This window comes from Natranaerofaba carboxydovora, from assembly GCF_022539405.1.
In the GTDB taxonomy this organism is placed as follows: Bacteria; Bacillota; Natranaerobiia; order Natranaerobiales; family Natranaerofabaceae; genus Natranaerofaba; species Natranaerofaba carboxydovora.
Genome location: NZ_CP054394.1, coordinates 1,248,272 through 1,268,905, shown reverse-complemented (window position 1 = coordinate 1,268,905; position 20,634 = coordinate 1,248,272). Strand labels below are relative to the sequence as shown.

19 protein-coding genes are annotated in these 20,634 nt (G+C 33.8%); 9 read left to right on the top strand and 10 right to left on the bottom strand.

What is annotated here, in order from left to right; translation table 11 throughout:
• The first annotated feature begins 1 nt into the window (after window position 1).
• Entirely contained in the window at window positions 2-1,822 is a 1,821-nt protein-coding gene (locus tag ACONDI_RS06125) for a BCCT family transporter (protein WP_241080586.1), read from the top strand.
• A gap of 93 nt (window positions 1,823-1,915) precedes the next feature.
• Here the strand turns inward: ACONDI_RS06125 and ACONDI_RS06120 are convergent, their stop codons facing one another.
• The 3 genes from ACONDI_RS06120 to ACONDI_RS06110 are packed head-to-tail and all read right to left on the bottom strand — an operon-like array spanning window position 1,916 to window position 4,856.
• Entirely contained in the window at window positions 1,916-3,355 is a 1,440-nt protein-coding gene (locus ACONDI_RS06120) for an NAD(P)(+) transhydrogenase (Re/Si-specific) subunit beta (RefSeq protein ID WP_241080585.1), read from the bottom strand.
• The gene (locus ACONDI_RS06115; RefSeq protein WP_241080584.1) at window positions 3,346-3,654 is read right to left on the bottom strand and encodes an NAD(P) transhydrogenase subunit alpha part 2; all 309 of its coding nucleotides are present in this window, start codon (window positions 3,652-3,654) and stop codon (window positions 3,346-3,348) included. The genes ACONDI_RS06120 and ACONDI_RS06115 overlap by 10 nt, the downstream gene beginning before the upstream one ends.
• Window positions 3,655-3,680: 26 nt before the next feature.
• A complete protein-coding gene (locus tag ACONDI_RS06110; protein ID WP_241080583.1) occupies window positions 3,681-4,856 on the bottom strand; it encodes an NAD(P) transhydrogenase subunit alpha in 1,176 nt (391 codons plus the stop codon).
• A 183-nt stretch (window positions 4,857-5,039) separates the two neighbouring features.
• On the opposite strand from ACONDI_RS06110, the gene ACONDI_RS06105 reads away from it, so the two are divergent.
• Window positions 5,040-5,918, top strand: a complete 879-nt coding sequence (locus ACONDI_RS06105) for a DMT family transporter (RefSeq protein WP_241080582.1) — start codon at window positions 5,040-5,042, stop codon at window positions 5,916-5,918.
• A 76-nt stretch (window positions 5,919-5,994) separates the two neighbouring features.
• On the opposite strand, the gene ACONDI_RS06100 is transcribed toward ACONDI_RS06105, so the two are convergent.
• From ACONDI_RS06100 to ACONDI_RS06085, 4 genes are all read right to left on the bottom strand, one after another.
• On the bottom strand, window positions 5,995-6,573 hold the full coding sequence (locus ACONDI_RS06100) for an acetate uptake transporter (protein WP_241080581.1): 579 nt from the start codon (window positions 6,571-6,573) through the stop codon (window positions 5,995-5,997).
• Between the two features lie 183 nt (window positions 6,574-6,756).
• Window positions 6,757-8,190 (bottom strand): degradosome RNA helicase CshA, encoded by a 1,434-nt coding sequence (gene cshA / locus ACONDI_RS06095; RefSeq protein ID WP_241080580.1) that lies wholly within the window; start codon window positions 8,188-8,190, stop codon window positions 6,757-6,759.
• Between the two features lie 221 nt (window positions 8,191-8,411).
• The gene (locus ACONDI_RS06090; RefSeq protein ID WP_241080579.1) at window positions 8,412-9,404 is read right to left on the bottom strand and encodes an aldo/keto reductase; all 993 of its coding nucleotides are present in this window, start codon (window positions 9,402-9,404) and stop codon (window positions 8,412-8,414) included.
• Between the two features lie 53 nt (window positions 9,405-9,457).
• Window positions 9,458-10,132, bottom strand: a complete 675-nt coding sequence (locus ACONDI_RS06085) for a hypothetical protein (RefSeq protein ID WP_241080578.1) — start codon at window positions 10,130-10,132, stop codon at window positions 9,458-9,460.
• 279 nt (window positions 10,133-10,411) lie between these two features.
• Here ACONDI_RS06085 and ACONDI_RS06080 point away from each other — a divergent pair, with 279 nt between their 5' ends.
• The gene (locus ACONDI_RS06080; protein ID WP_241080577.1) at window positions 10,412-11,656 is read left to right on the top strand and encodes an MFS transporter; all 1,245 of its coding nucleotides are present in this window, start codon (window positions 10,412-10,414) and stop codon (window positions 11,654-11,656) included.
• A 108-nt stretch (window positions 11,657-11,764) separates the two neighbouring features.
• On the opposite strand, the gene ACONDI_RS06075 is transcribed toward ACONDI_RS06080, so the two are convergent.
• Both ACONDI_RS06075 and ACONDI_RS06070 read right to left on the bottom strand, forming a co-directional pair.
• Window positions 11,765-11,956, bottom strand: coding sequence for a hypothetical protein (locus ACONDI_RS06075; protein WP_241080576.1), 192 nt, complete (start codon window positions 11,954-11,956; stop codon window positions 11,765-11,767).
• Window positions 11,957-11,982: 26 nt separating this feature from the next.
• Window positions 11,983-12,192, bottom strand: coding sequence for a hypothetical protein (locus tag ACONDI_RS06070; protein ID WP_241080575.1), 210 nt, complete (start codon window positions 12,190-12,192; stop codon window positions 11,983-11,985).
• A 261-nt stretch (window positions 12,193-12,453) separates the two neighbouring features.
• On the opposite strand from ACONDI_RS06070, the gene ACONDI_RS06065 reads away from it, so the two are divergent.
• The 3 genes from ACONDI_RS06065 (at window position 12,454) to ACONDI_RS06055 (ending at window position 17,779) form a co-directional block, all read left to right on the top strand.
• Window positions 12,454-14,448, top strand: coding sequence for a GGDEF domain-containing phosphodiesterase (locus tag ACONDI_RS06065; RefSeq protein WP_241080574.1), 1,995 nt, complete (start codon window positions 12,454-12,456; stop codon window positions 14,446-14,448).
• Between the two features lie 20 nt (window positions 14,449-14,468).
• Window positions 14,469-16,871 (top strand): transglycosylase domain-containing protein, encoded by a 2,403-nt coding sequence (locus ACONDI_RS06060; RefSeq protein WP_241080573.1) that lies wholly within the window; start codon window positions 14,469-14,471, stop codon window positions 16,869-16,871.
• A 110-nt stretch (window positions 16,872-16,981) separates the two neighbouring features.
• Window positions 16,982-17,779 carry a mechanosensitive ion channel family protein gene (locus ACONDI_RS06055; protein ID WP_241080572.1) on the top strand — a complete coding sequence of 266 codons (798 nt, stop codon included), beginning with the start codon at window positions 16,982-16,984 and terminating at the stop codon, window positions 17,777-17,779.
• Window positions 17,780-17,839: 60 nt separating this feature from the next.
• On the opposite strand, the gene ACONDI_RS06050 is transcribed toward ACONDI_RS06055, so the two are convergent.
• Window positions 17,840-18,337 carry a rubrerythrin family protein gene (locus ACONDI_RS06050; RefSeq protein WP_241080571.1) on the bottom strand — a complete coding sequence of 166 codons (498 nt, stop codon included), beginning with the start codon at window positions 18,335-18,337 and terminating at the stop codon, window positions 17,840-17,842.
• Window positions 18,338-18,531: 194 nt separating this feature from the next.
• Between ACONDI_RS06050 and ACONDI_RS06045 the strand changes: the two genes are divergently transcribed.
• From ACONDI_RS06045 to ACONDI_RS06035, 3 genes are all read left to right on the top strand, one after another.
• Complete coding sequence (locus ACONDI_RS06045) at window positions 18,532-19,623, top strand: stalk domain-containing protein (protein WP_241080570.1); 1,092 nt, start codon at window positions 18,532-18,534, stop codon at window positions 19,621-19,623.
• 25 nt (window positions 19,624-19,648) lie between these two features.
• Window positions 19,649-20,143, top strand: coding sequence for a prolyl-tRNA synthetase associated domain-containing protein (locus ACONDI_RS06040; RefSeq protein ID WP_241080569.1), 495 nt, complete (start codon window positions 19,649-19,651; stop codon window positions 20,141-20,143).
• A 244-nt stretch (window positions 20,144-20,387) separates the two neighbouring features.
• The gene (locus ACONDI_RS06035) at window positions 20,388-20,621 is read left to right on the top strand and encodes a MoaD/ThiS family protein (RefSeq protein WP_241080568.1); all 234 of its coding nucleotides are present in this window, start codon (window positions 20,388-20,390) and stop codon (window positions 20,619-20,621) included.
• Window positions 20,622-20,634: the final 13 nt, after the last annotated feature.

Below are 20,634 nucleotides of genomic sequence, written 5' to 3'. Positions count from 1 at the left end.
GATGGATGAAGAAAGGCGAAAGAGGCTAGTCTCTAAAAGAGCCTTGGCAAAAAAGCTGAAAAAAGCTGAAGCTGAGGAAAGAAAAAAAGCTATTAGAGAAAGGAACCCTTTTAAAGGCCTACAAATTAGACCAACAGCATCTTTGTTTGATGAAGCAGGCAAAGAAGAACCTGGAGCAAGAAACTGGGAAGCTTATGGTTTTGATATCCATCCTCATGTCACATTAGTATCTGGATTTTTATTAATAGTTTTTATAGCACTAACATTATTCAATCCTTCTCAAGCTGAATCTATTTTTGAGATAGCTTTGGATTTTGTCACGAGAAACACAGGCTGGTTTTTTATCCTAACAGCTAACCTTTTTATAGTGGCCTCTTTATACTTTGCATTAGGTAAGTTTGGTAATATCAAAATTGGGGGCAATGATGCTCAACCAGAATTTACTACTTTTGGTTGGTATGCAATGCTTCTAAGTGCGGGTATGGGGATTGGTTTATTATTTTGGAGTGTTGGCGAGCCAATTTTGCACCTAAACACACCTTCTCCTATGTTTGGAGATGTTGCATCTGGATCTTCCGAAGCTGCTCAGTCTTCAATGATAACTACTTTTTTTCACTGGGGAATTCATCCCTGGGCTATTTATTCTATAGTTGCACTTGGGCTTGCATTCTTTGCTTTTAACAGAGGACTCCCTTTAACAATTCGCTCTATATTCTACCCTTTAATCGGAAATAAAATATATGGTGGTTGGGGTAACCTGATCGATATTCTATCAGTTTTAGCTACCTTAACAGGACTAGCAACTTCACTTGGCTTAGGAGTTGCTCAGGTTAATGCAGGTCTCAATTATCTGTTTGGGATACAAATAAGCGTAACAATACAAATTATACTTATTGCATCAATTACTGCCCTTGCTGTCATTTCTGTTGTCAAGGGGCTAGATGGTGGAGTAAAAAAACTTAGTGAAATAAACATGGTACTTGCAGGCGTTTTTATGCTATTAATACTCTTCCTTGGTCCAACAATTTATATCATGGGTGGTTTTACGCAAAACTTAGGTAACTACGTTTCTCATCTTCCGGCCATGAGTCTTTGGACTGAGACCTTTGAAGCAACAAACTGGCAGGGGGATTGGACAATATTCTACTGGGCCTGGTGGATATCATGGTCACCTTTTGTGGGTATGTTTATAGCAAGAATATCTAAAGGTCGTACTGTCCGAGAATTTATTCTTGGAGTAATGCTTTTTCCAACTTTAATTTCATTCTTATGGATATCTGTATTTGGAAGCAGCGCATTATATTTAGAACTGAATAATATTGCAGACCTGGTTTCAGTTGTTGAAGTGGATGAAGCTGTAGCATTATTTGCCATGCTTGAAAGTTTTCCTATGACAGGACTCTTATCTCTTGTAGGCATTATTCTTGTTACAGTATTTTTTGTCACTTCGTCTGACTCAGGTTCGCTGGTAGTAGATCACCTGACTTCAGGTGGAAAATTAGATTCACCTACTACTCAAAGAGTTTTTTGGGCAGTTATGGAGGGGGTAGTTGCAGGTACTTTATTGTTAGGAGGAGGACTTACAGCATTACAAACTGCATCGGTTATGACAGGGCTTCCTTTTTCATTAATTCTGATATTAATTATTTATTCACTATATGTTGGACTCTTAGAAGAATACGAAGTTGAAGAAGCTGTAAAGAAAAAACTCGAAGAAGTTGAAGAAAAACATATTTTACAAGAAACTGTAGCCGATGCCGTAGATGATGCTCTAGATGATGCCTTAGATGATAGCCAGGTTACAAATAAAAATTCAAATTAACTAGTAAGCAACAATTAATTATAATTAAAATAAAAAGCATATAAATATAAAAAAAGAACTCAGCATAAATATTTTGCTGAGCTCTTTTTTTATTTAGCCATCTTTATCATTTTTTAATATACTATACAAATTATTTATGTTCTCTTTAGCATCTCCCCAAACTAATATAACATTATCTTTTCCATATAAAGTGTTAGGAACACCTGAGTAACCTGGTGAATCATCTAAGTTACAAACAATAACATTTTTGGCATTATGGGCTTCTAATATAGGCATCCCCGAAATTGGAGTTCCCTCGGAAGTACTAGCTGCAGGGTTTACAACGTCGCATGCTCCAATAACAATCACAGCATCAGTTTCTGGAAATTCAGGGTTTATAGTATCCATTTCAGAAAGTTTGTCATAATCAATACCAATTTCTGCTAGTAGTACATTCATATGTCCTGGCATCCTTCCTGCAACAGGATGAATTGCCAACTTGACCTCTGTTTCTTCAGCCTCTAGTAAGTCAATTAACTGTTTTAGCTCCTGTTGAGCCTGAGCAACTGCTAAACCATATCCTGGAACAATTATAACTTTATTGGCTTCATCTAATATAGTTTTTGCACTATCTAGTGGAGTAAGTTCAATTTCTTTTTCTGCTGGTTCATCGGTTGTTTCGTGATGTTTTACCGCGTCATAATCTTCTTGATCTACTCCTATCTGATCAGGTTGTTCTTTTTCAGAGGGTTTTATTCCGCTAAAAACCTGTTTCAAGCTTCTGTTCATAGCTTTACACATTATGATAGTAAGAATTAATCCTGCCATGCCGACAAGAGCTCCTGCCCCAACAAGAATTATATGTTCTATAGCAAGACCACATACAGCAGCAGCTATTCCTGACAAAGAATTCAAAAAAGAAATCAAAACTGGCATATCTGCTCCACCGATTCTAATAGCCATGAAAAAACCATATAACGCAGATATAATTAGCAAAAATGGCCAAAGCATAACAAAAAACATACCATTATAAGCCGGGCTAATAATCACCAGCAAGGCCCCAATTATTAATAACGCTACTAACAAATTATTATGACCGTTAATGTTTAACGACTCCTGAGAAAACCATCCCTGAAGCTTACCTGCTGCTATTATGCTGCCAAAAAGAGTCAAACTCCCTATAGCTAATGCCAGGGCAGAAGTAAAAAAGAAAATCCAATCTCCCTCAGTAGAATACAATAAAGCTGAAACAGTAGCTACGGCAGCAGAAGCCCCTCCACCTGAACCATTAAAAAGCGCAACAGTTTGTGGCATTTGTATCATCTGTACTTTTCCAGCTAATATAGCTCCTAGAAGTACACCAATTAAAATAAAAAGCCAAAATATAATTTCATCAGCTACCCCGAATTGGATAATAGCAAATACAAAGCCAGCTACCATTGACAATGCACCAATTCGATTACCCCATACGGCAGTACCTGGGGACTGCATAAGCTTTATTCCTATAATAAAACCTACTATAACAATTGCTCCAAAAATAATATTTATTGCCATGGAATCTGCTCCTTATCAATTGTTTGTGGGTCTTTTTTATTGAACATTTTAAGCATCCTTTCAGTAACATAAAAACCCCCAACCACATTAATCATCGCCAAAATTAAAGCAAGACCTGCCAAAGACAAGTATTCTGGAGGAGCAGTAGCGTATATGGCTACTGCTCCTATGAGAGTAACTCCGGAAAGAGCATTCATCCCCGACATCAAAGGAGTATGAAGAAGAGGAGGCACTTTAGAAATTGTCAAGTATCCCAAGATAGACGCTACTGCTAAAATAAGAATTAATAAAGCAAACAAACTTTTTTCCTCCTTTAAATTTGATTCTATGAATTTTTCATAGCATTCAAAGTACCTTCATGTACAATTTCTCCATTTATTGTTACTAATGGATTTTTAATAACTTCGTCATCTTTGTCGGTTTTTATTTTGCCGTCTTCTGAAATATATGATAAAAACTGCCACACGTTTTGTGAGAACATGGATGTTGCATCTACTGCAAGATCAGCTGGCAAGTTTTTTAGTCCACTAATAGTAACACCATTATATTCATATTCTTCTCCTGGTTTTGTTAGTTCACAGTTACCACCTTGGTCTACAGCTATATCAACAATAACAGAACCTTTTTTCATTTGAACAACTGAATCTTTTTTTACAAGTTGAGGTGATATTTCTCCTGGGATCAAAGCAGAAAGAATAATTGCATCACTTTCTTTTATATATGGTGCTAAAAGTTCGCGTTCTTTTTCATACCATTCATCAGGCAAGCGTTTGGCATATCCACCTTCTCCTGTAGCAAGCTCCTGGGGAACTTCAAAAGGAATGATCTCTGCTCCCAGGCTCTTGGCCTGTTCGTTAGCTTCATTTCTTATATCCACAGCTTTGACTTTGGCGCCAAGACGCTTCGCCATTCCAATAGCCTGCAAACCTACAACTCCAGTACCAACAACTAAAAACTCTGCTGGAGGAATTACCCCTGTGGCAGTCGGCATCATCGGAATAAAACGCGCAAGATGATACGCTGCCAAAATAACAGTTTTATATCCTGCTGCAGTACTCATCGAAGTCAAAGCATCCATCTGTTGAGCACGGGAAATGCGAGGAATACTGTCTAATGTAAAGCTTGTAATATTTCTGTCAGCTAATAACTTAACGGTTTCATGATTAGAGGGATTAGCAGGGTGTAGAAAACAGATTAAGTGGCTGTTTTCTTTCATCAATTCAACTTCATGCTTATTTATACTATCATTGATGCTTGGTTCTTTTACTTTTAGTACAATATCGGAATGTCCAAAAAGTTCACTTGGTTCCTTAACGATTTCAGCATCTCTATCAATATAATCTTCATCATTAAAAAAACTGTTCTCACCAGCACCTGTTTCAACTAGAACTTTTGCTCCTGCTTCTTTCATTTTCTGTACGGTTTCAGGTGTTGCAGCCACCCTTTTTTCTCCCGGCATTATCTCCCGTGGGATTCCCACAGTTAATCCATTTAACCGCATTTAATAACCTCCCTCTAAAATATTGAAATATTTGCAATTTCATTTTACCATAACAGTCTCTATTTTCGCTATATAATCAAAATAATAGTAAATATTCGAAAATAATTGTGTTACCATAGAAGCTGTGAGATAATTTGAGCAAAACTTATCAATTAAAAAGGGTAAAAAGGGGAGCTATATAAGATGCAGCAATATCAAAAGGCAGGCTATCTTTTAATTATTTTGGGAGGTATATTCTGGGGATCTACTGGTATACTTGGCAATCCATTATTTGAAAGTGATTTGCCTACACTTAAAATAGTTAGTATGAAAACTAGTCTTGCTGCCTTAATAATGTTGTTTGTCTCCTTATTATGGCAGCCAAATTTATTGAAAATAAATATTAAGCACATTCCCTTCTTTATTTTGTCCGGCTTATTAGCCCAATTTATTTTTGGTTTAGGTTATTATAATGCCATCAGGTATAGTGGAGCAACCGTCGCTGTTATCTTACTATACACAGCTCCCATTTATGTTTTGTTTTACTCTTTATTTTTTTTTAAGGAAGAATTGACAAAAGGTAAAATCATGGGTTTGATTTTAACATTAGTTGGCTGCTTTCTTGCAGTTGGAGGCTTTAATATTAATAGTTATGATAATTTTAGCCTTTTAGGAGTTTTATATGGTCTTTTGGCAGCAATAACATACGCTTCGTACACAATTATGGGTAAGATTGGAATGGAAAATTACTCTCCTTTTACTGTGGCAACATATTCACTTATTTTTGGTGCTTTGTTACTGGCAATACCTTATCCTCCTGTAGGAAATGTATTGACTAAGATGGATATATATATGTGGTCTAGCCTCTTAGGGCTTGGATTTGTAGCTACTTTTTTAGCTTTTGTTTGTTACACTGCAGGCCTAAAAAGAGTTGATTCTAGCAAAGCAAGTATAATAGTAACTGTTGAGGTAGTAGCTGCTGCTATACTAGCTTATTATTTTTTGGGAGAAAGCTTTAATTTAGCTAGAGTTTTAGGAATAACTATGGTTTTATCCGGAATAATTTCAACTAGAATAAGTTAAAAAAACACCAGGGAATAGAATTTGATCAATAACCCTGGTGTTTTTTCTAATAAAAATTCAAAGATACAAATTAAATTTAACTTTTATTAACTGGTACTACAGTCTCTTTAAAGACCATATTTAAAACACCTGCAGCAGAAGTATACCAGGCTGCCAGTGCTGTCAATATTCCAACATATCCACCTATAACATTGAAAATCGGATAGCCAAAATGACCAATATCAAGCAGGATAAAAGTTATAAGTAATAAGGTGAAGGTTACATTTAACGCTGTGTTAACCTTAAAACTGCCTATCCACATATAAAAAGTAAATATCGTCCAGGCAACTAAAAACCAGCCTGTCAAGGTAGTATTTACTTCTGTATCAGGAATATAACCTTGGTTTGAAAAGATAGTTATCAAACTCAAAGATACCCAAAAACTACCATATGATGAAAAGGCCGTAGCACCAAATAGATTCCCAGTTTTGAATTCCCACATACCGGCCATTATTTGTACTATACCTCCAAAAACAAGACCAGATGTAAGCCATACATGCCCTGCGGCTTCCATGTCAATTAATCCAGCATTAACTAAGCTTAATAAAAAAGTAGTAAGGGCAAAACAATTTAAACCTAAAGGACCTGGATCTGCTATTTTAACTTTATCACTCATTTTTTCACCTCCCGTAAAAACAATTTTGCTATATTTATTAATGCCTGTGAAATCATTCTCTTAACAAACTTAAAATCCCTTGTTTTTATAAAAAGCTTAAATTTTAGAATAATTTAGTATAGTTCGATAACTTTGAGATTCACAGCTTAATAAAATAAAAAAACCGGGATTCCCCGGTTTTTGTTAATGCTTACTTTTTACTCTATCACCTTTATATCTTCTTGATTTATTTCTTGATTTATTGTGATATGGCTTTTTTGAGTGAGGTTTTCTTTTTTTCGACTTTCCCTTAACAACAGGTTCTTCTTCAGTTAATTTTACAGGAGCATCTGATTTATTTTCATTAATAATTAAACTTAAAGCACCAGCAATTAACTCAACAGAATCATTTTCTTCAAGCAGTTCTTCTGCTAGTTTGTAATGTTTTTGTACATCTTTACCTTTAGCAGCATTAAGAATTTGTTCTACAGCTATTTTTTGTTTTCCCTCAATAGCTTCGTCAATAGATGGAGTTGGTCTTTTCGGTATGTTTTTCTTAATAGATTTTTCTATAAGATTTAGATGTCCTTTTTCTCTAGGAGTTACAAAAGTAATAGCAACACCAGATTCGCCGGCCCTTCCAGTTCTTCCAATTCTGTGTACATAGCTGTCAGCATCTTGAGGAATATCAAAATTAAATATGTGACTTATTCCGGAAACATCTAAACCCCTTGATGCCACATCTGTTGCAACTAAAATTTCTACATCTCCACTGCGAAAGCTTTTTATTACACTATCACGTTTACCTTGAGTCATGTCACCATGAATACCTTCCGCAGAATAGCCTCGCCTGTTTAGAGCTTTATAAAGCTCATCAACTCGTCTTTTTGTTCTGCCGAATACGATAGCTTTTTCGGTCAGTTCAGAATCAATCAATCTACAAAATACATTGAATTTATCTCTTTCTTTTACTTCAACATATTGTTGAGTTATACCCGGGAGGGTTATTTCCTTTGTTTTGGTCCTGATTAATTCAGGCTCTGTCATGAATTTTTCGCCAAGCTCTTTAATAGGTGGCGGCATCGTAGCCGAAAACAAAAGCGTTTGCCTATTCTCTGGAGTTTCATTCAATATCACTTTGATATCATCAATAAAACCCATATTTAACATTTCATCAGCTTCATCAAGGGTAACCATTTCCACTTCATTTAGCCTTATAGTCCTTCTTCTCATGTGATCCATTAGCCGTCCTGGTGTACCTACAATAATTTGTGGATTCTTTTTTAGCGCCTTAATCTGACGATCTATACTCTGACCGCCATATATAGGAAGGGCTCTAACTCCTTTGTATTGAGATAGTTTGTTTATCTCTTCAGCCACCTGAATTGCAAGTTCTCTAGTAGGAGCAACTACTAAACCTTTGATATTTTTTGATCTTTCTGCAGGTATTCTTTCGATATAAGGTATGCCAAAAGCAGCAGTCTTTCCAGTACCTGTCTGAGCCTGACCTATTATATCTTGCCCATTTATAACAAGAGGGATTGTCTTTTCTTGGATTGGGGTTGTTTCTTCAAAGCCCATCTCAGAAATAGCTTTTAAAGTCGGCTCACTTAATCCTAATTCGTTAAACTTAACCATTAATCTGTTCATCCTTTCAAAACTTTTTGATATTATGTGTTTATTTTTATTATGCACAAAAACATGCATAAAAAAAAGACTTTACATTTGTCTTGCAAAGCTAACAATGTAAAGCCCTGCGATCAAGTTATTATACCATGAATTAACACAAACTAGCAAACACTTTCTGCTGTATTTTTGCTTTTTGTTAATCTATAATCAACTCTATCTTACAATTATCTCTATCTATAGTTAACTTCATCATAGTAGTGTGCAGTCAAGTATTCAATTTCTGTAAGTTTATCCTCGCTTAAAGGCTCGAATTCTTTAGCTAGCTTTATATTTTCTCTTAGCTGTTCAATATTAGAAATTCCTACAATAGCATTAGAAACTGAAAATGATAAGCTATAATAAAAAGCTTCTTTCATCTTAGATATACCGTCTTCACGGAACATATTACCTTTTGCAAGTATTTTCATGGCTGTAATTCCCATTTCTTTTTCATTCGCCGCTTCTAAAAAGTCAGTTTGGAATGGTTTTTCATGAATATCTGCAGCATTTAAATTAATCAAGCAAGTATCAAATTCATATTCATTGATACCTGTTAAAAGTACCTCCGGTGCATTATGACTTGTTATTCCAATATTCTTAATATCTCCATTTGCCTTTAATTCCTCTAAAGCCTTTATAGCTCCGTTATCGTCAAAAGCTTTAAGCAAATTGTCCGTATCAGTAATGTTATGAAGCTGATATATATCCAAATAATCTGTTTGAAGTCTGTTTAAACTTTCTTCAAATAAACGCATTGTACCATCATAACTTCTATCATGAGTTTTTGTAGCAATAACTATATTATCTCTAAAATTAATTTCACTAATTACCTTTCCAATATTTTGTTCGCTTAAACCATTCCCATATCGTGGAGCTGTATCAATATAGTTAACTCCATATTCTAGAGCTTCTTTGATTATATTTTGGGCTTCTTCTTCTTTATCTGGGGTTAATAAAGCAGCTTCTCCACCTAAACTAAAAATGCTTACATCATACCCTGTATTTCCTAGTTTTCTTTTTGGTATGTTATTTTTAACATCTAAATCAGTATCGTTATTATCTTTCACACTATTGTCTTCATCAATAATATCTTCAATATCTTCGAAGTCACAACCTCCAAAACCTAATAAGCCAGCAGCTACCAGAGTACCACCAAAAAATTTAAAAAATTTTCTTCTCTTCATCTTAAAATAACCTCCAATTCAACCCCGAAACTCGGGGATATTATTTAAATTGGTCAGGTGCCTGCAGGTGAATCATCAAAATCATAAACCTTATCTTCATCTATTTCTCTATTTCCTTCGTAAATTTTCTGAGGTATTTCTCCAAACATTCGGTCACTTACAGCTTGACAGAAATCCTCATATGAAGTTAACTTAAGGTTGTCTTTTTCCCAATCATCTAAACCAAAAAATATTGAAGTATCATCTTCAAGGGGATATATCATTGAAATAATAAGTCGAAGATCATACACGATTACTCCTAATTCTTTTTCCGCTTTGTCGTCTAAAACTAAATCGTCAAGCCTTGGTAAAATAAAATATTCTTCGTATGCTTCAAAATAAGTAGGAGATTTATTTGAATTGCTATCAGGACACATCTCAAGGATCTTTTCGTTTAGAAGGTTAAAATCGGACTTTATGCTTTCTAATTGAGTTTCTATTCTGTCAGTATCATTTGTTTGGGGTTCATCATTACAATAAGTTGCAAGATCTTCTAATCGCATCAGTGTATTTCTTAGATTATTATCAAAGTTGTCTATATCATCTTTAGCTTCAGGAGAAGGCTTTTGAGAAGATTCTGAAGTAGACTCACAACCTAACGCAAAAAAACCACCACCCAACATCAAGGTTACAATAGTGCCAAGTATTATAATTTTAGTAGCATTAATTGTAATACAAATCACTCCCAATTTAAAAAATGGTTATTTATAAAATATCATATTTCTGTTCTATAATAAAATATTAATTTAGATTTAGTAACATATTAATTTAGATTAAGTAGCCAGGTGTATTTTACAATAGAATGAGGAAGGACAAGGGGTCAAGGTTAACTTTAATTAAACCAGTTATGTTTTCTATAAGAAAAAAACAATGTTATAATTTTTGTTATGAAATCAAACCAGTTAAAAAACTCAAAAATACAAAATTTAATAGTACCAAATAAATCCCCATTTTATTATGGTTGGACTATGGTTTTAATAGGGGCTCTTGGGCTTTTTTTCTCAGGGCCTGGTCAGACTTATTCAGTCTCAATTTTTATAGATTATTATGTTACTGAAGTTGGCTGGAGTCATTCACTTGTATCTGGGCTATATTCTATAGCAACATTGATATCAGGACTTAATATCGCTTTTATGGGTAAAATAATAGACCGCAAGGGGCATCGAAAAATATTTACTGTCGTTCCGATTTTATTAGGGTTAACATGTATTTGGATGAGCTTTGTTAGATTTCCTATAATGCTTGGAATCGGTTTTATATTTTTAAGGTTCTTTGGTCAGGGGTCATTAACATTAATACCTGATACATTAGTCCCTCAATGGTTTCAAAAGAAGCGTGGTATTGCACTTAGCATTATGACCCTTGGGGGATCAATAGGAGCTATGGCTATACCACCAGTTAACAACTTTTTAATCTCAAGTTATGGGGTAGAGCTTGCCTGGAGGTTTTGGGCATTATTATTAATATTCTTTATGGCACCTGTAGCACTATTATTAGTAAGAAATAAACCTGAAGATATCGGTGAAAAACCAGATGGCCAAGGTTATAATTACAATAATCATAATAAAAGAGGTAGCCATGATAAGGCGATTAAATCTTCAAATTTAAAGAAACAAAACCTAAAAGAAGAAGAGTCTATGACTCTAAAAGAAGCTAGAAAAACTAAGGCCTTTTGGGTGCTATTATTTATTTCTGCAATTCCAGCACTTGTTAATACAGCTATTACATTTCATATGGTTTCCATTATGCAGCTAAAAGGACACACAACTGGTTTTGCTGCATACATCTTAAGCATTTTTGCAATTTCACAGTTGATTTCTACTTTCTTTGCCGGTTTTGTATACGACCGGATCAGCCCTAATTATGTTAAAGGAATGAACTTTTTCATCTTCCTAATCACTATTTTGATTTTGATATACTTTGATTCTTATAATATTTTGATAATATACTCTATTCTTCATGGTCTTTTTAATGCATTTAATCTTGTAGGAATAGGTGTATTGTGGCCCTACTATTTTGGTCGAGAACATTTGGGTAGTATAAGGGGGATGGCAACAACAGCTGTTGTCCTTGGTTCAGCTTTAGGCCCACTACCCTTTGGTATGGCTTATGATTTATTCGGCAGTTATAACGAAATATTGCTATTAACTATGTTATTTCCTTTAATTGCAGGCGTATTCTGCATAGTATTACCTTCTCCTAGTAAGTCTTAACATAAAAAAACTACTTTTAAAAAAGGGTGTTATAGTTTATTGTCGGTGATCTCAGAACACCTGCCTGCTGTAGACGTGTCGCACAGGCAGGTGTTTTATTTAGTTACCCTATTTGAAATAATTATTTTTAAACTTTTTATTACGTCCGTTTGTACTATTACAGGTTAATTTACTTATATCATGCAAAAATCCACAAGAACAAACTAGTTCTTTAGAGTTATTATATCTTGTAATTATTGGTTTTTCGCATACATCACACCTAAATTCTATCCTTTTATTTTTCATAACCTTTGTTATCATTTAATTCACCACCTTCTTTTGTCATCTCACCATACATGTTCCAGCAAAGGGCTAATTTTGGCATATTCTTTACCACAATTGATACAAACATATTTAGTGCCATATTTTTTACCTTTTCTCTTAAGCTCTAACTCTTTTACAATTTTACATTCTTCATCAACAATAACATCAAGTTCGGCTTCAAGTTTAACTTTAAACTTCAGGTTAGTTGATTTACACTTTTTGCAGAACTTCATAATAAATCCCTCCCTTAAAGCATTTCCTTATTTATTATTAAGCATTACTAACTATGAGAGATTGTATATCCCAATGAGTCTTAGTTATTATAAATTGTACAACTCATACTTATTTATGCTTCTTATTGCTATTATGGGTTTAGTTTTTCTTAATGTCAATAATTTTCTAAATATTTTTACAATTTCACAGATATTGCAAATAATAAAGGAAAGCAAGCGAAAATTGTAGAACATTAATTGATTAGAAGGAGGGAAAAAGAATTGTCTTACGAAAGTGATAGTTATTTAAATAATTTAAAAATGGCTTCTTTAAAATTCTTAGACAAAGCGTCAATACCAATATTATATGTTAATTCCGAAGGAGTTCTTTTGTATATTAATAGAATAGGCAAAAAGTTATTTGATGAATTTAAAATAAATACGGAACAAAAAGTACCATATCCTATAAAAAAAGCGTTGAAAGATAAATCTAATAATACTCCGATAGAACTTAATTTAAATGAAAAGTTATATAGTTTTAGCCTTGTTTGGATTAAAGAAGAAAAAGCAGTTTTCTTCTATGGAAGTGACATTACTGAAAAACGCAGAGCTGAAAAGGATTTAAAAGAACTAGACAAAATAATTGATGAAACTATTAATATTGTCTATATTACAGATTATGAGGGGACAATTGAATATGTAAACAAAAAATTTGAAGAAGTGACCGGTTATTCTAAACAAGAAGCATTAGGGAAAAACCCAAGAATACTTGCTTCCGGTGAAACAAAGCTCTCCGAATACAAATACATGTGGCAAGAAATAAAAAAAGGCAATACATGGCGAGGCCTATTGAAAAACAAAAAGAAAGATGGTACTTATTATTGGGTAAATGGTTTTATATCCCCTATACGCGATGAAAATGATAACATTACTAATTTTTTGGCAATTCAAGAAGATATAACAGAGAAAATAGCAGTCGAAAAACAGCTAAATTATCTAGCAGAGTTTGATACAATTACAGGTATGTTTAACCGGGAACACTTTTTAAAGCTGTTGGACGATTATTTAAATAATGATAATCTCAAAAATGAAGAAGCAGCCTTGTTACAAATTAATATAGATGGTTTTAAATTAATTAATGACTCTTTTGGGCATAGCGTTGGCGATAGATTCCTAAAAGCTTTCGCTGACTATTTAGAAAAACAAATAGAAGAGCTCGATATTATCACAAAGCCTTCAAAGAGGTCTTTGACTTCAAGGCTTGGCAGCGATGAATTTGCAATTTTTATTGTCTCAAAAGGCAAAAATGAAACAATTAAATTAGCCGAAAACTTAAGAAAAAATATTGAAGAGCATGCTTTTTTAAATAATGCTTTAAGAGTTACCGTTAGTATTGGAATTTCGTTATTCCCGGAGCATGGCACAAGCAGTAATGAACTTTTGTCAAAATCAAGTGCAGCTATATCTCACGCGAGAGAACAAGGGAGAAATCGTTATCTCATGTATCGTGAAGATGATGCTTATTTTGAGAACGTGGAGTCTGTTTTGGAAGAAAAACAGCTTATAATTAAAGCAATAGAAGAGGAAAGGTTTGTACCCTGGTTTCAACCTATACTTGATTTATCTAATAATGAAATTAGTCATGTAGAAGCATTAGCAAGGCTTAAAATGCCTGATGGCGAAGTTTTGTCTCCAGCAGCCTTTATTCCAACTGCCGAAAGGCATGGCCTAATATCTGAAGTAGATAAAATCATAACAAAAAAAGCAATTAAAATGCAGTCAAAACTGATGCAAGAAGGCAAGATAATTTCATTTAGCATGAACCTCTCTGGCAAATATTTCGAAGACGAAGAAATGTTTAATTATCTCCAAGATACAATTTATCAGTTTGATGCAAACCCAGAGCATATAATTTTCGAGATTACAGAAACTGCTGCAATTAGTAATCTTAGCAATGCAGTTAGCTTTGTCAAAAAATTGAAGGATATGGGATGTAAATTCTCTCTCGATGATTTCGGTGTTGGTTATACTTCATTTGTACATTTAATAGAGATGAATGTAGATTATTTAAAAATAGATGGTACTTTTATTAAAAACTTACCAGAAAGTAAAAGAAATAAAGTTTTAGTAAAAACTATCTTGGATATGTCAAAAAGCCTTGATATAAAAACGGTAGCAGAGTTCGTTGACAGGGAAAAAACGATTGAAATTTTAAGGGAACTTGGGGTTGATTACGCTCAAGGATACTTTATTGGTAAGCCTTCGCCCTCTTTATAGATATAAGGGAGATGAGTATTATGACAGAAGAAGCCAAACCTTCTAAATTAGGGCCAAATTTTAAAAATAAGTTAACTACTATATTTCTAATTAAAATTATAACTTTTTATTTTTTTCTAGCAGTTGGCATAGGCACTATGTCAGGTATTTTAGTTGCATACTCCCAAGGGGCACCTGATTTTAACCCTGATGGATTAGAAGCAGGCCTTCCATCAATAATCAAAGATAGGGAAGGAAAAAGAATTGTAACTTTAGATAGAGACCATAGACGCGAAGAAGTTTCAATCGATGAGGTCCCTAACCATGTTGTAAATGCTTTTATTGCCATTGAAGATTCAAGGTTCTATGAACATTCAGGAATAGATATAAAAGGTATACTTAGAGCGGCTAGAAATAATTTCTCCCAAACAAGAAATCCTTTCAGAGGCAATCAGGGTGGCAGTACCATAACACAACAGCTTGTAAAGAATGCATTTTTATCATCAGAACATCAGTTAGAGCGCAAAATTCAAGAAGCTAAACTCGCTTTTCAGGTTGAAAATCATTACTCAAAAGATCAAATATTAGAATTTTACTTAAACTACGCAACTTATTTTAATCATAACAATTATGGCATACAGGCTGCTAGCAAGTTTTATTTTGATAAAGATGTCGACGAGTTAAAGATTGAAGAAGCAGCTCTTTTAGCAGGCATGATTAGAAAGCCCAGTAGATTATCTCCACACGAAAATCCCGAAGGAGCCATAAGCAGACAGCGAACAGTACTTCAAGCTATGAATAACCAGGGATTTATCTCAGCAAATGAATACAGAGAGGCCTTAGACCGTGATTTAGATGACATGTTAGAGCCTCCACCTGAAAGAAAGTTTCCTTACCCTCATTTTGTAAATTATATTATTAATGAAGAGGCTAAACATATAATCGAAAATAAACTTGAAAAAGAAGACCATGAAGAAGTGCTTTACCACAATGGACTTACCATACATACTACAATGGACAGAGAACTCCAAAGTCAAGCAGAAAACATTATAAATGATCCAGGTAATTATCCAGAAAACTGGGAAGATGAAAACGGGATTATACAACCCCAGGGAGCTTTAGTTCTATCTGACCCAAATTCAGGCGAACTAAAAGCTCTAGTAGGTGGACGTGATTATAATTATCACAACATGTTGAATCGTGTAGTAAGTACTAGGTCTCCCGGTTCAGCGATGAAACCTATTAATGTTTATTCACCTGCAATTGAAGAAGGTTTAATCAACCCTTCTTCGGCTATTGATGATTCACCTACAGCCTTTGAAATCTATGGTGAATATTATACTCCAGAAAATTTTGACCAGACTTTTACCGGTTTGACAACTGTACGGGACTCTCTTGTACGTTCTCTAAATGTTCCGGCTGTAAAAGTTTATGATAAATTAAGTATCAAGACTGGAATAGAGTATGCAGAAAGTTTTGGAATAACTACTTTTGCTGAAGCTGACAGAAATAATTTGGCAGGTGCGATTGGCGGGTTAGAAAGAGGGGTTAAGCCAATTGACCTATCAAAGGCCTACGGGGCTTTGGCCAATGAAGGAAAGAAAATGAACCAGCATGCAATTACAAAAATAAAAGATAGACATGGTAATATTATATATGAAAATAATCCAGAACCAATCCAAGTTATATCCAGCGAAACTGCCTGGCTTATTAATGATATGTTAAAAGATGTTATAACAGAGGGTACAGCATCCTCTCTTAATTTAGATTTTCACGCAGCAGCCAAAACAGGCACTTCTCATAATTACAGAGATGCCTGGCTTGTAGGTTATACGCCAAATATAGTTGCAACATTTTGGCTAGGTTATGACAGGGATAACATTAAGGTAGAAAACAGAACCAACTATACAACAAAGGTTATAGAAGATATAATGTCTTTTGCCCTCAAAGATAAAAGTAATACTGATTTTAAAAAACCTGATAATATTGAAGGCCCTATCTCGGTAAGTACAAAGTCCGGGCTAAGACCTTCTAGTATTACACCAAATTCTTTTATAACAGAGGATTATTTTGTTAAAGGTAGTGTCCCTACACAAAGATGTGATGCATTTGTTCAGTTAGAAGTTTGTACTGAACATGAGTCAGCAATTATTGCCTCAGATAACTGTCCTTCTGAATTAACAACTACAAAAACTTTTTTGGATAGAGATCCACCTAGAGTAACTGATAATAGGTGGAATGGAGGCGCAGGTAGAACTACACAAGATAAGTCTCTTATGCCACCCACCAATATTTGTAATAACAATCATGATGGGTCTGAAGAAGACAAGCCTGAAGCAGAAGAAGAGAAAGAGGAACTAGAAGAAGAGGACGAGGAAGAAAATATTGAAATTAATAATGACGATTATGAAGAAGAACAAGATGAAACTGATATTACAGAGTAACATAAAGAGTAACATAATAAATTAAATTGCAGGATACTAAATAAATGTAACGAATTTTGATATGAAAAGCTAAAATCATATTATAAACGCCACTGACTGGAGGTAATAAAATGGATTTAGATTCACTTTTTGAAATGTCAATTTCTTATGGAAGTCAGGTATTATTAGCTCTTATAGTCTTAATTGTAGGTTTAAAAGTAATTAAAAAAATTACAACAGTAGCTTCAGCAAGGCTTGTCAAGTCATCGATTGAAGAATCTTTAAGTTCTTTTTTGACCTCTGTAATAAGTGTTCTATTAAAAATTGTATTGCTAATTACAGTTGCTTCAATGTTAGGAGTCGAGGTCACTACTTTTGTAGCATTAATTGCTTCAATTGGGTTTGCAATTGGACTAGCCCTTCAGGGTAGTCTTGCTAATTTTGCAGGGGGAGTACTTATTTTGACTTTAAAACCTTTTAAAGTCGGAGATTATATTGAGTCAGCTGGCTATGCTGGTACAGTTCATGATATTCAAGTATTTTATACAATATTAAACACTCCAGACAACAAAAAAATAATCATTCCAAACGCAAGTCTATCTAACAATAGCGCTATTAACTATTCAGCCTATGATACCAGAAGATTAGATCTAACGCTAAGTGTAGGTTATGATACAGATATAGAGAAAGTAAGAGAAATACTTAAAGATATAGCAGATAAACATGAACTTATATTTGATGATCCTCCTCCACAAATAGTCCTCGGTGAACATGGGGATAGCGCTCTTGTCTTTTATTATAGGGTATGGTGTAAGGCTGAAAATTACTGGCCTTTACTTTTTGAATTAAATGAAACTACTAAAATAGCCTTTGATAAAGAAGGAATCAATATCCCCTACCCCCAAATGGACGTACATCTACAAAAATAAAACTAAAAAAGACACAACCTTTCAAAAGGCTGTGTCTTTTTTAGTTCATTAGTAATTCTCTTAATAATCTTCAAATCTATTAGATGGAGTGCTACAGATAGGACATCTCTCAGGAATATCATCGATGCCTACCCACCCGCAAACAGGGCATAGCTTTATCTCTTTATCTTCTAAATCTTTACCTTCTTCTACAATCTTTTTCAGCTCTGTGTAGGTTTTACCATGAACTTTTTCAGCTTCATTAGCCCTTTCAAAACTCTTAACTGCTTTGCCATGATCTTCTTCTTTAGCTTTCTCAATGAACTCTGGATACATATCGGTATATTCGTATTCTTCTCCTTTTGCAGCTTCTTCTAAGTTTTCTACAGTACTGCCAATTTTGCCAGCTACCTCAAAGTGTTTTAAAGCATGAATTGTTTCTCCTTCAGCAATAGCTCTAAATACACGAGCTACGTTTTCATAGCCTTCATTTTCTGCCTGCATAGCAAAAGCCAAATACATACGATTTGCTTGAGATTCCCCTGCAAAAGCTTTCATTAAGTTTTCATTTGTTTTCATGCATATCACCTCTTTATTTTTGGTATATTATTATTTTAACACTAGTTATTAGTTCTATGAAATTTTACCAAATCCTTTTAAAATAATCCTTTTTTGTTAAATCCTTTTCTTATTTTAGTATAGAGTATATAATATCTAATTGAAAGACAAAATTTAAAACAATTATTTAAATTAACCAAAGGAGATGTTAAGTTATGCTAAAAAAAGCAGCACTTTTAGCAGTTTGCACATTAGTAACTATCACCGTGGTAAGTGGTATTGTAAATACCAACGTTACGTATGGTCAAGAGGATAACATGGATAACAATGAAAAAGTTTCACTATTTGTTAATGAACATTTAATATATTTCCCAGATCAAAAACCTTTTATTGATGAAAACGATAGAACCCAAGTCCCGTTAAGGTTCGTTAGTAGAGCTTTAGATGCTGAAGTTAACTGGAATGGTGATAACGGTGATAACGGTGAGGTAGAGATCGTTAAAGATAATTTAAAGTTACAGTTTAACATTAATGATTCAAGCTTTGTACATAATGGTGAAGTTTTGGAGCTTGATGCAAAAGCAAAGATTACTGAAAAAGATAGAACAGTGATACCCCTAAGAGCTTTAAAGGATGCCTTTAATCTAGAAATTAACTGGTCAAATGATTATAAATACGTTCAAATTGTAAACGAGGAAATTACAGTAAGCGAAGAATATATTAAAGATAACAACCTGGATGTTGATGAAAATGAAAAAATTAATGAAAAAAATAAGGAAGATCAAAATGAATCTCAAAATAAATCTAAGGAAGACAGAATCTCTGATAAAGTTAATGCAGTCTATGAAGTAGTTTCAGAATATAACACCCTTAATATGGATGAAGTTGAAAAGCTAGTAACAAAGACAAAAGAATATGGTATAGATATCCATGTTGTTTTAGGATTGATACAGGTAGAAAGTAATTTTGACCCGGAAAATGTTGGTAGTGTGGCTGGCGCAAGAGGTTTATTACAAGTTATGCCTAGTACAGCTGAGAGAGTGGCAAATAGTCACGGATATGAATTCAATAGTGAGTTACTTTTTGACGCAAAATACAATATTAAAATAGGCACGACTTACCTTAAGGAACGATATGAAAAATATGATGGAGACCTCCATAGGGTTTTAAGTGCATATAATATGGGATCGGAAAATCTTGAAAGTTATATTCAAACACATGGTACTGCTGAAAGCGACTTTTCTAATACTGTTTTGAAACAGGCTGATATATATAAAGAAAGGATCGAGGAAAATATTAGCGAATAAACAATATAAGGGAGGGGCAATCAAAATGGAAGGCAATGAACAAAAAGTATATCAGGTTTTAGATAGTTTGAGCATAAACTATGATAAATACTCTCATGAGCCGGTATACACTGTTGAAGAGTTAGAAGAAGAGGTAGAAGGGGTAAATGCAAGCATATGTAAAAATTTATTTTTACGTAATAATAAAGGAAACAAGCATTATCTTGTTGTATTAACTGGAGAAAAAAACGTAGATCTTAAACAATTAGCATCCAAAATAGAAAGTTCTAGGCTTAGTTTTGCTTCAGAAAGAAGGTTACATAAATATCTAAAGCTTGACAAAGGAGCAGTTTCTCCTTTCGGAGCAATTAATGATGAAGAAAATCACGTTGAAATCATCATTGATAAAGATATAAGTGACGATAAGAATATAGTGCTACATCCAAATGTTAATACAGCTAGTATCGTGTTGAATTCTAAAGATTTAATTAGTTTCCTTGAGTGGAGTGGGAATAAATTCAGCTATATCGATCTTAATTAATATTTAACGAGAGTTTTTAGCAAGCTTTAAGCTTGCTTTTTTTATGGCTTTTATTTTTTTGTTAATATTGAAATCGCTTTCATTTAAAGAATGTGTAGTAACGAAAATTAGAAAAAATTAATTTTTTTTTGAGAAAATAGAGGAATTTTTGTTTCTCCCTAGAAATAAGCATCAAGAGGCCATGAAACCGTTTTCATTTATTAGAAAATTGTAGGGGGAGGATAATATAACTATAACAGTTGTTTTGAACGGTCCTCTCGAAAGGTATTCAGTAGAAAGTGAAACTAAAGTTAATAAGGTTACTATCAAAGAAAGCAGCACACTTAAAGATTTAATTGAATTTTACGGCTTTATTAAAGGAGAGCTAGGAGTAATTTTAATAAACGACAAACTTGTAACTAATTATGAAACTTTAGAAAGTATTAAACTAAATGACGGTGATGAAGTGAAGCTTTTTCCCATTTTTGGCGGCGGCTAATTTAAATAAATTT

Coding starts and splice junctions, on each gene's coding strand:
- ACONDI_RS06040 (WP_241080569.1), top strand. CDS start 19,649: ATGGAAGGCAATGAACAAAAAGTATATCAGGTTTTAGATAGTTTGAGC.
- cshA (WP_241080580.1), bottom strand. CDS start 8,190: ATGGTTAAGTTTAACGAATTAGGATTAAGTGAGCCGACTTTAAAAGCT.
- ACONDI_RS06050 (WP_241080571.1), bottom strand. CDS start 18,337: ATGAAAACAAATGAAAACTTAATGAAAGCTTTTGCAGGGGAATCTCAA.
- ACONDI_RS06070 (WP_241080575.1), bottom strand. CDS start 12,192: ATGAAGTTCTGCAAAAAGTGTAAATCAACTAACCTGAAGTTTAAAGTT.
- ACONDI_RS06110 (WP_241080583.1), bottom strand. CDS start 4,856: ATGCGGTTAAATGGATTAACTGTGGGAATCCCACGGGAGATAATGCCG.
- ACONDI_RS06045 (WP_241080570.1), top strand. CDS start 18,532: ATGCTAAAAAAAGCAGCACTTTTAGCAGTTTGCACATTAGTAACTATC.
- ACONDI_RS06120 (WP_241080585.1), bottom strand. CDS start 3,355: ATGGCAATAAATATTATTTTTGGAGCAATTGTTATAGTAGGTTTTATT.
- ACONDI_RS06090 (WP_241080579.1), bottom strand. CDS start 9,404: ATGAAGAGAAGAAAATTTTTTAAATTTTTTGGTGGTACTCTGGTAGCT.
- ACONDI_RS06055 (WP_241080572.1), top strand. CDS start 16,982: ATGGATTTAGATTCACTTTTTGAAATGTCAATTTCTTATGGAAGTCAG.
- ACONDI_RS06105 (WP_241080582.1), top strand. CDS start 5,040: ATGCAGCAATATCAAAAGGCAGGCTATCTTTTAATTATTTTGGGAGGT.
- ACONDI_RS06060 (WP_241080573.1), top strand. CDS start 14,469: ATGACAGAAGAAGCCAAACCTTCTAAATTAGGGCCAAATTTTAAAAAT.
- ACONDI_RS06080 (WP_241080577.1), top strand. CDS start 10,412: ATGGTTTTAATAGGGGCTCTTGGGCTTTTTTTCTCAGGGCCTGGTCAG.
- ACONDI_RS06100 (WP_241080581.1), bottom strand. CDS start 6,573: ATGAGTGATAAAGTTAAAATAGCAGATCCAGGTCCTTTAGGTTTAAAT.
- ACONDI_RS06125 (WP_241080586.1), top strand. CDS start 2: ATGGATGAAGAAAGGCGAAAGAGGCTAGTCTCTAAAAGAGCCTTGGCA.
- ACONDI_RS06075 (WP_241080576.1), bottom strand. CDS start 11,956: ATGATAACAAAGGTTATGAAAAATAAAAGGATAGAATTTAGGTGTGAT.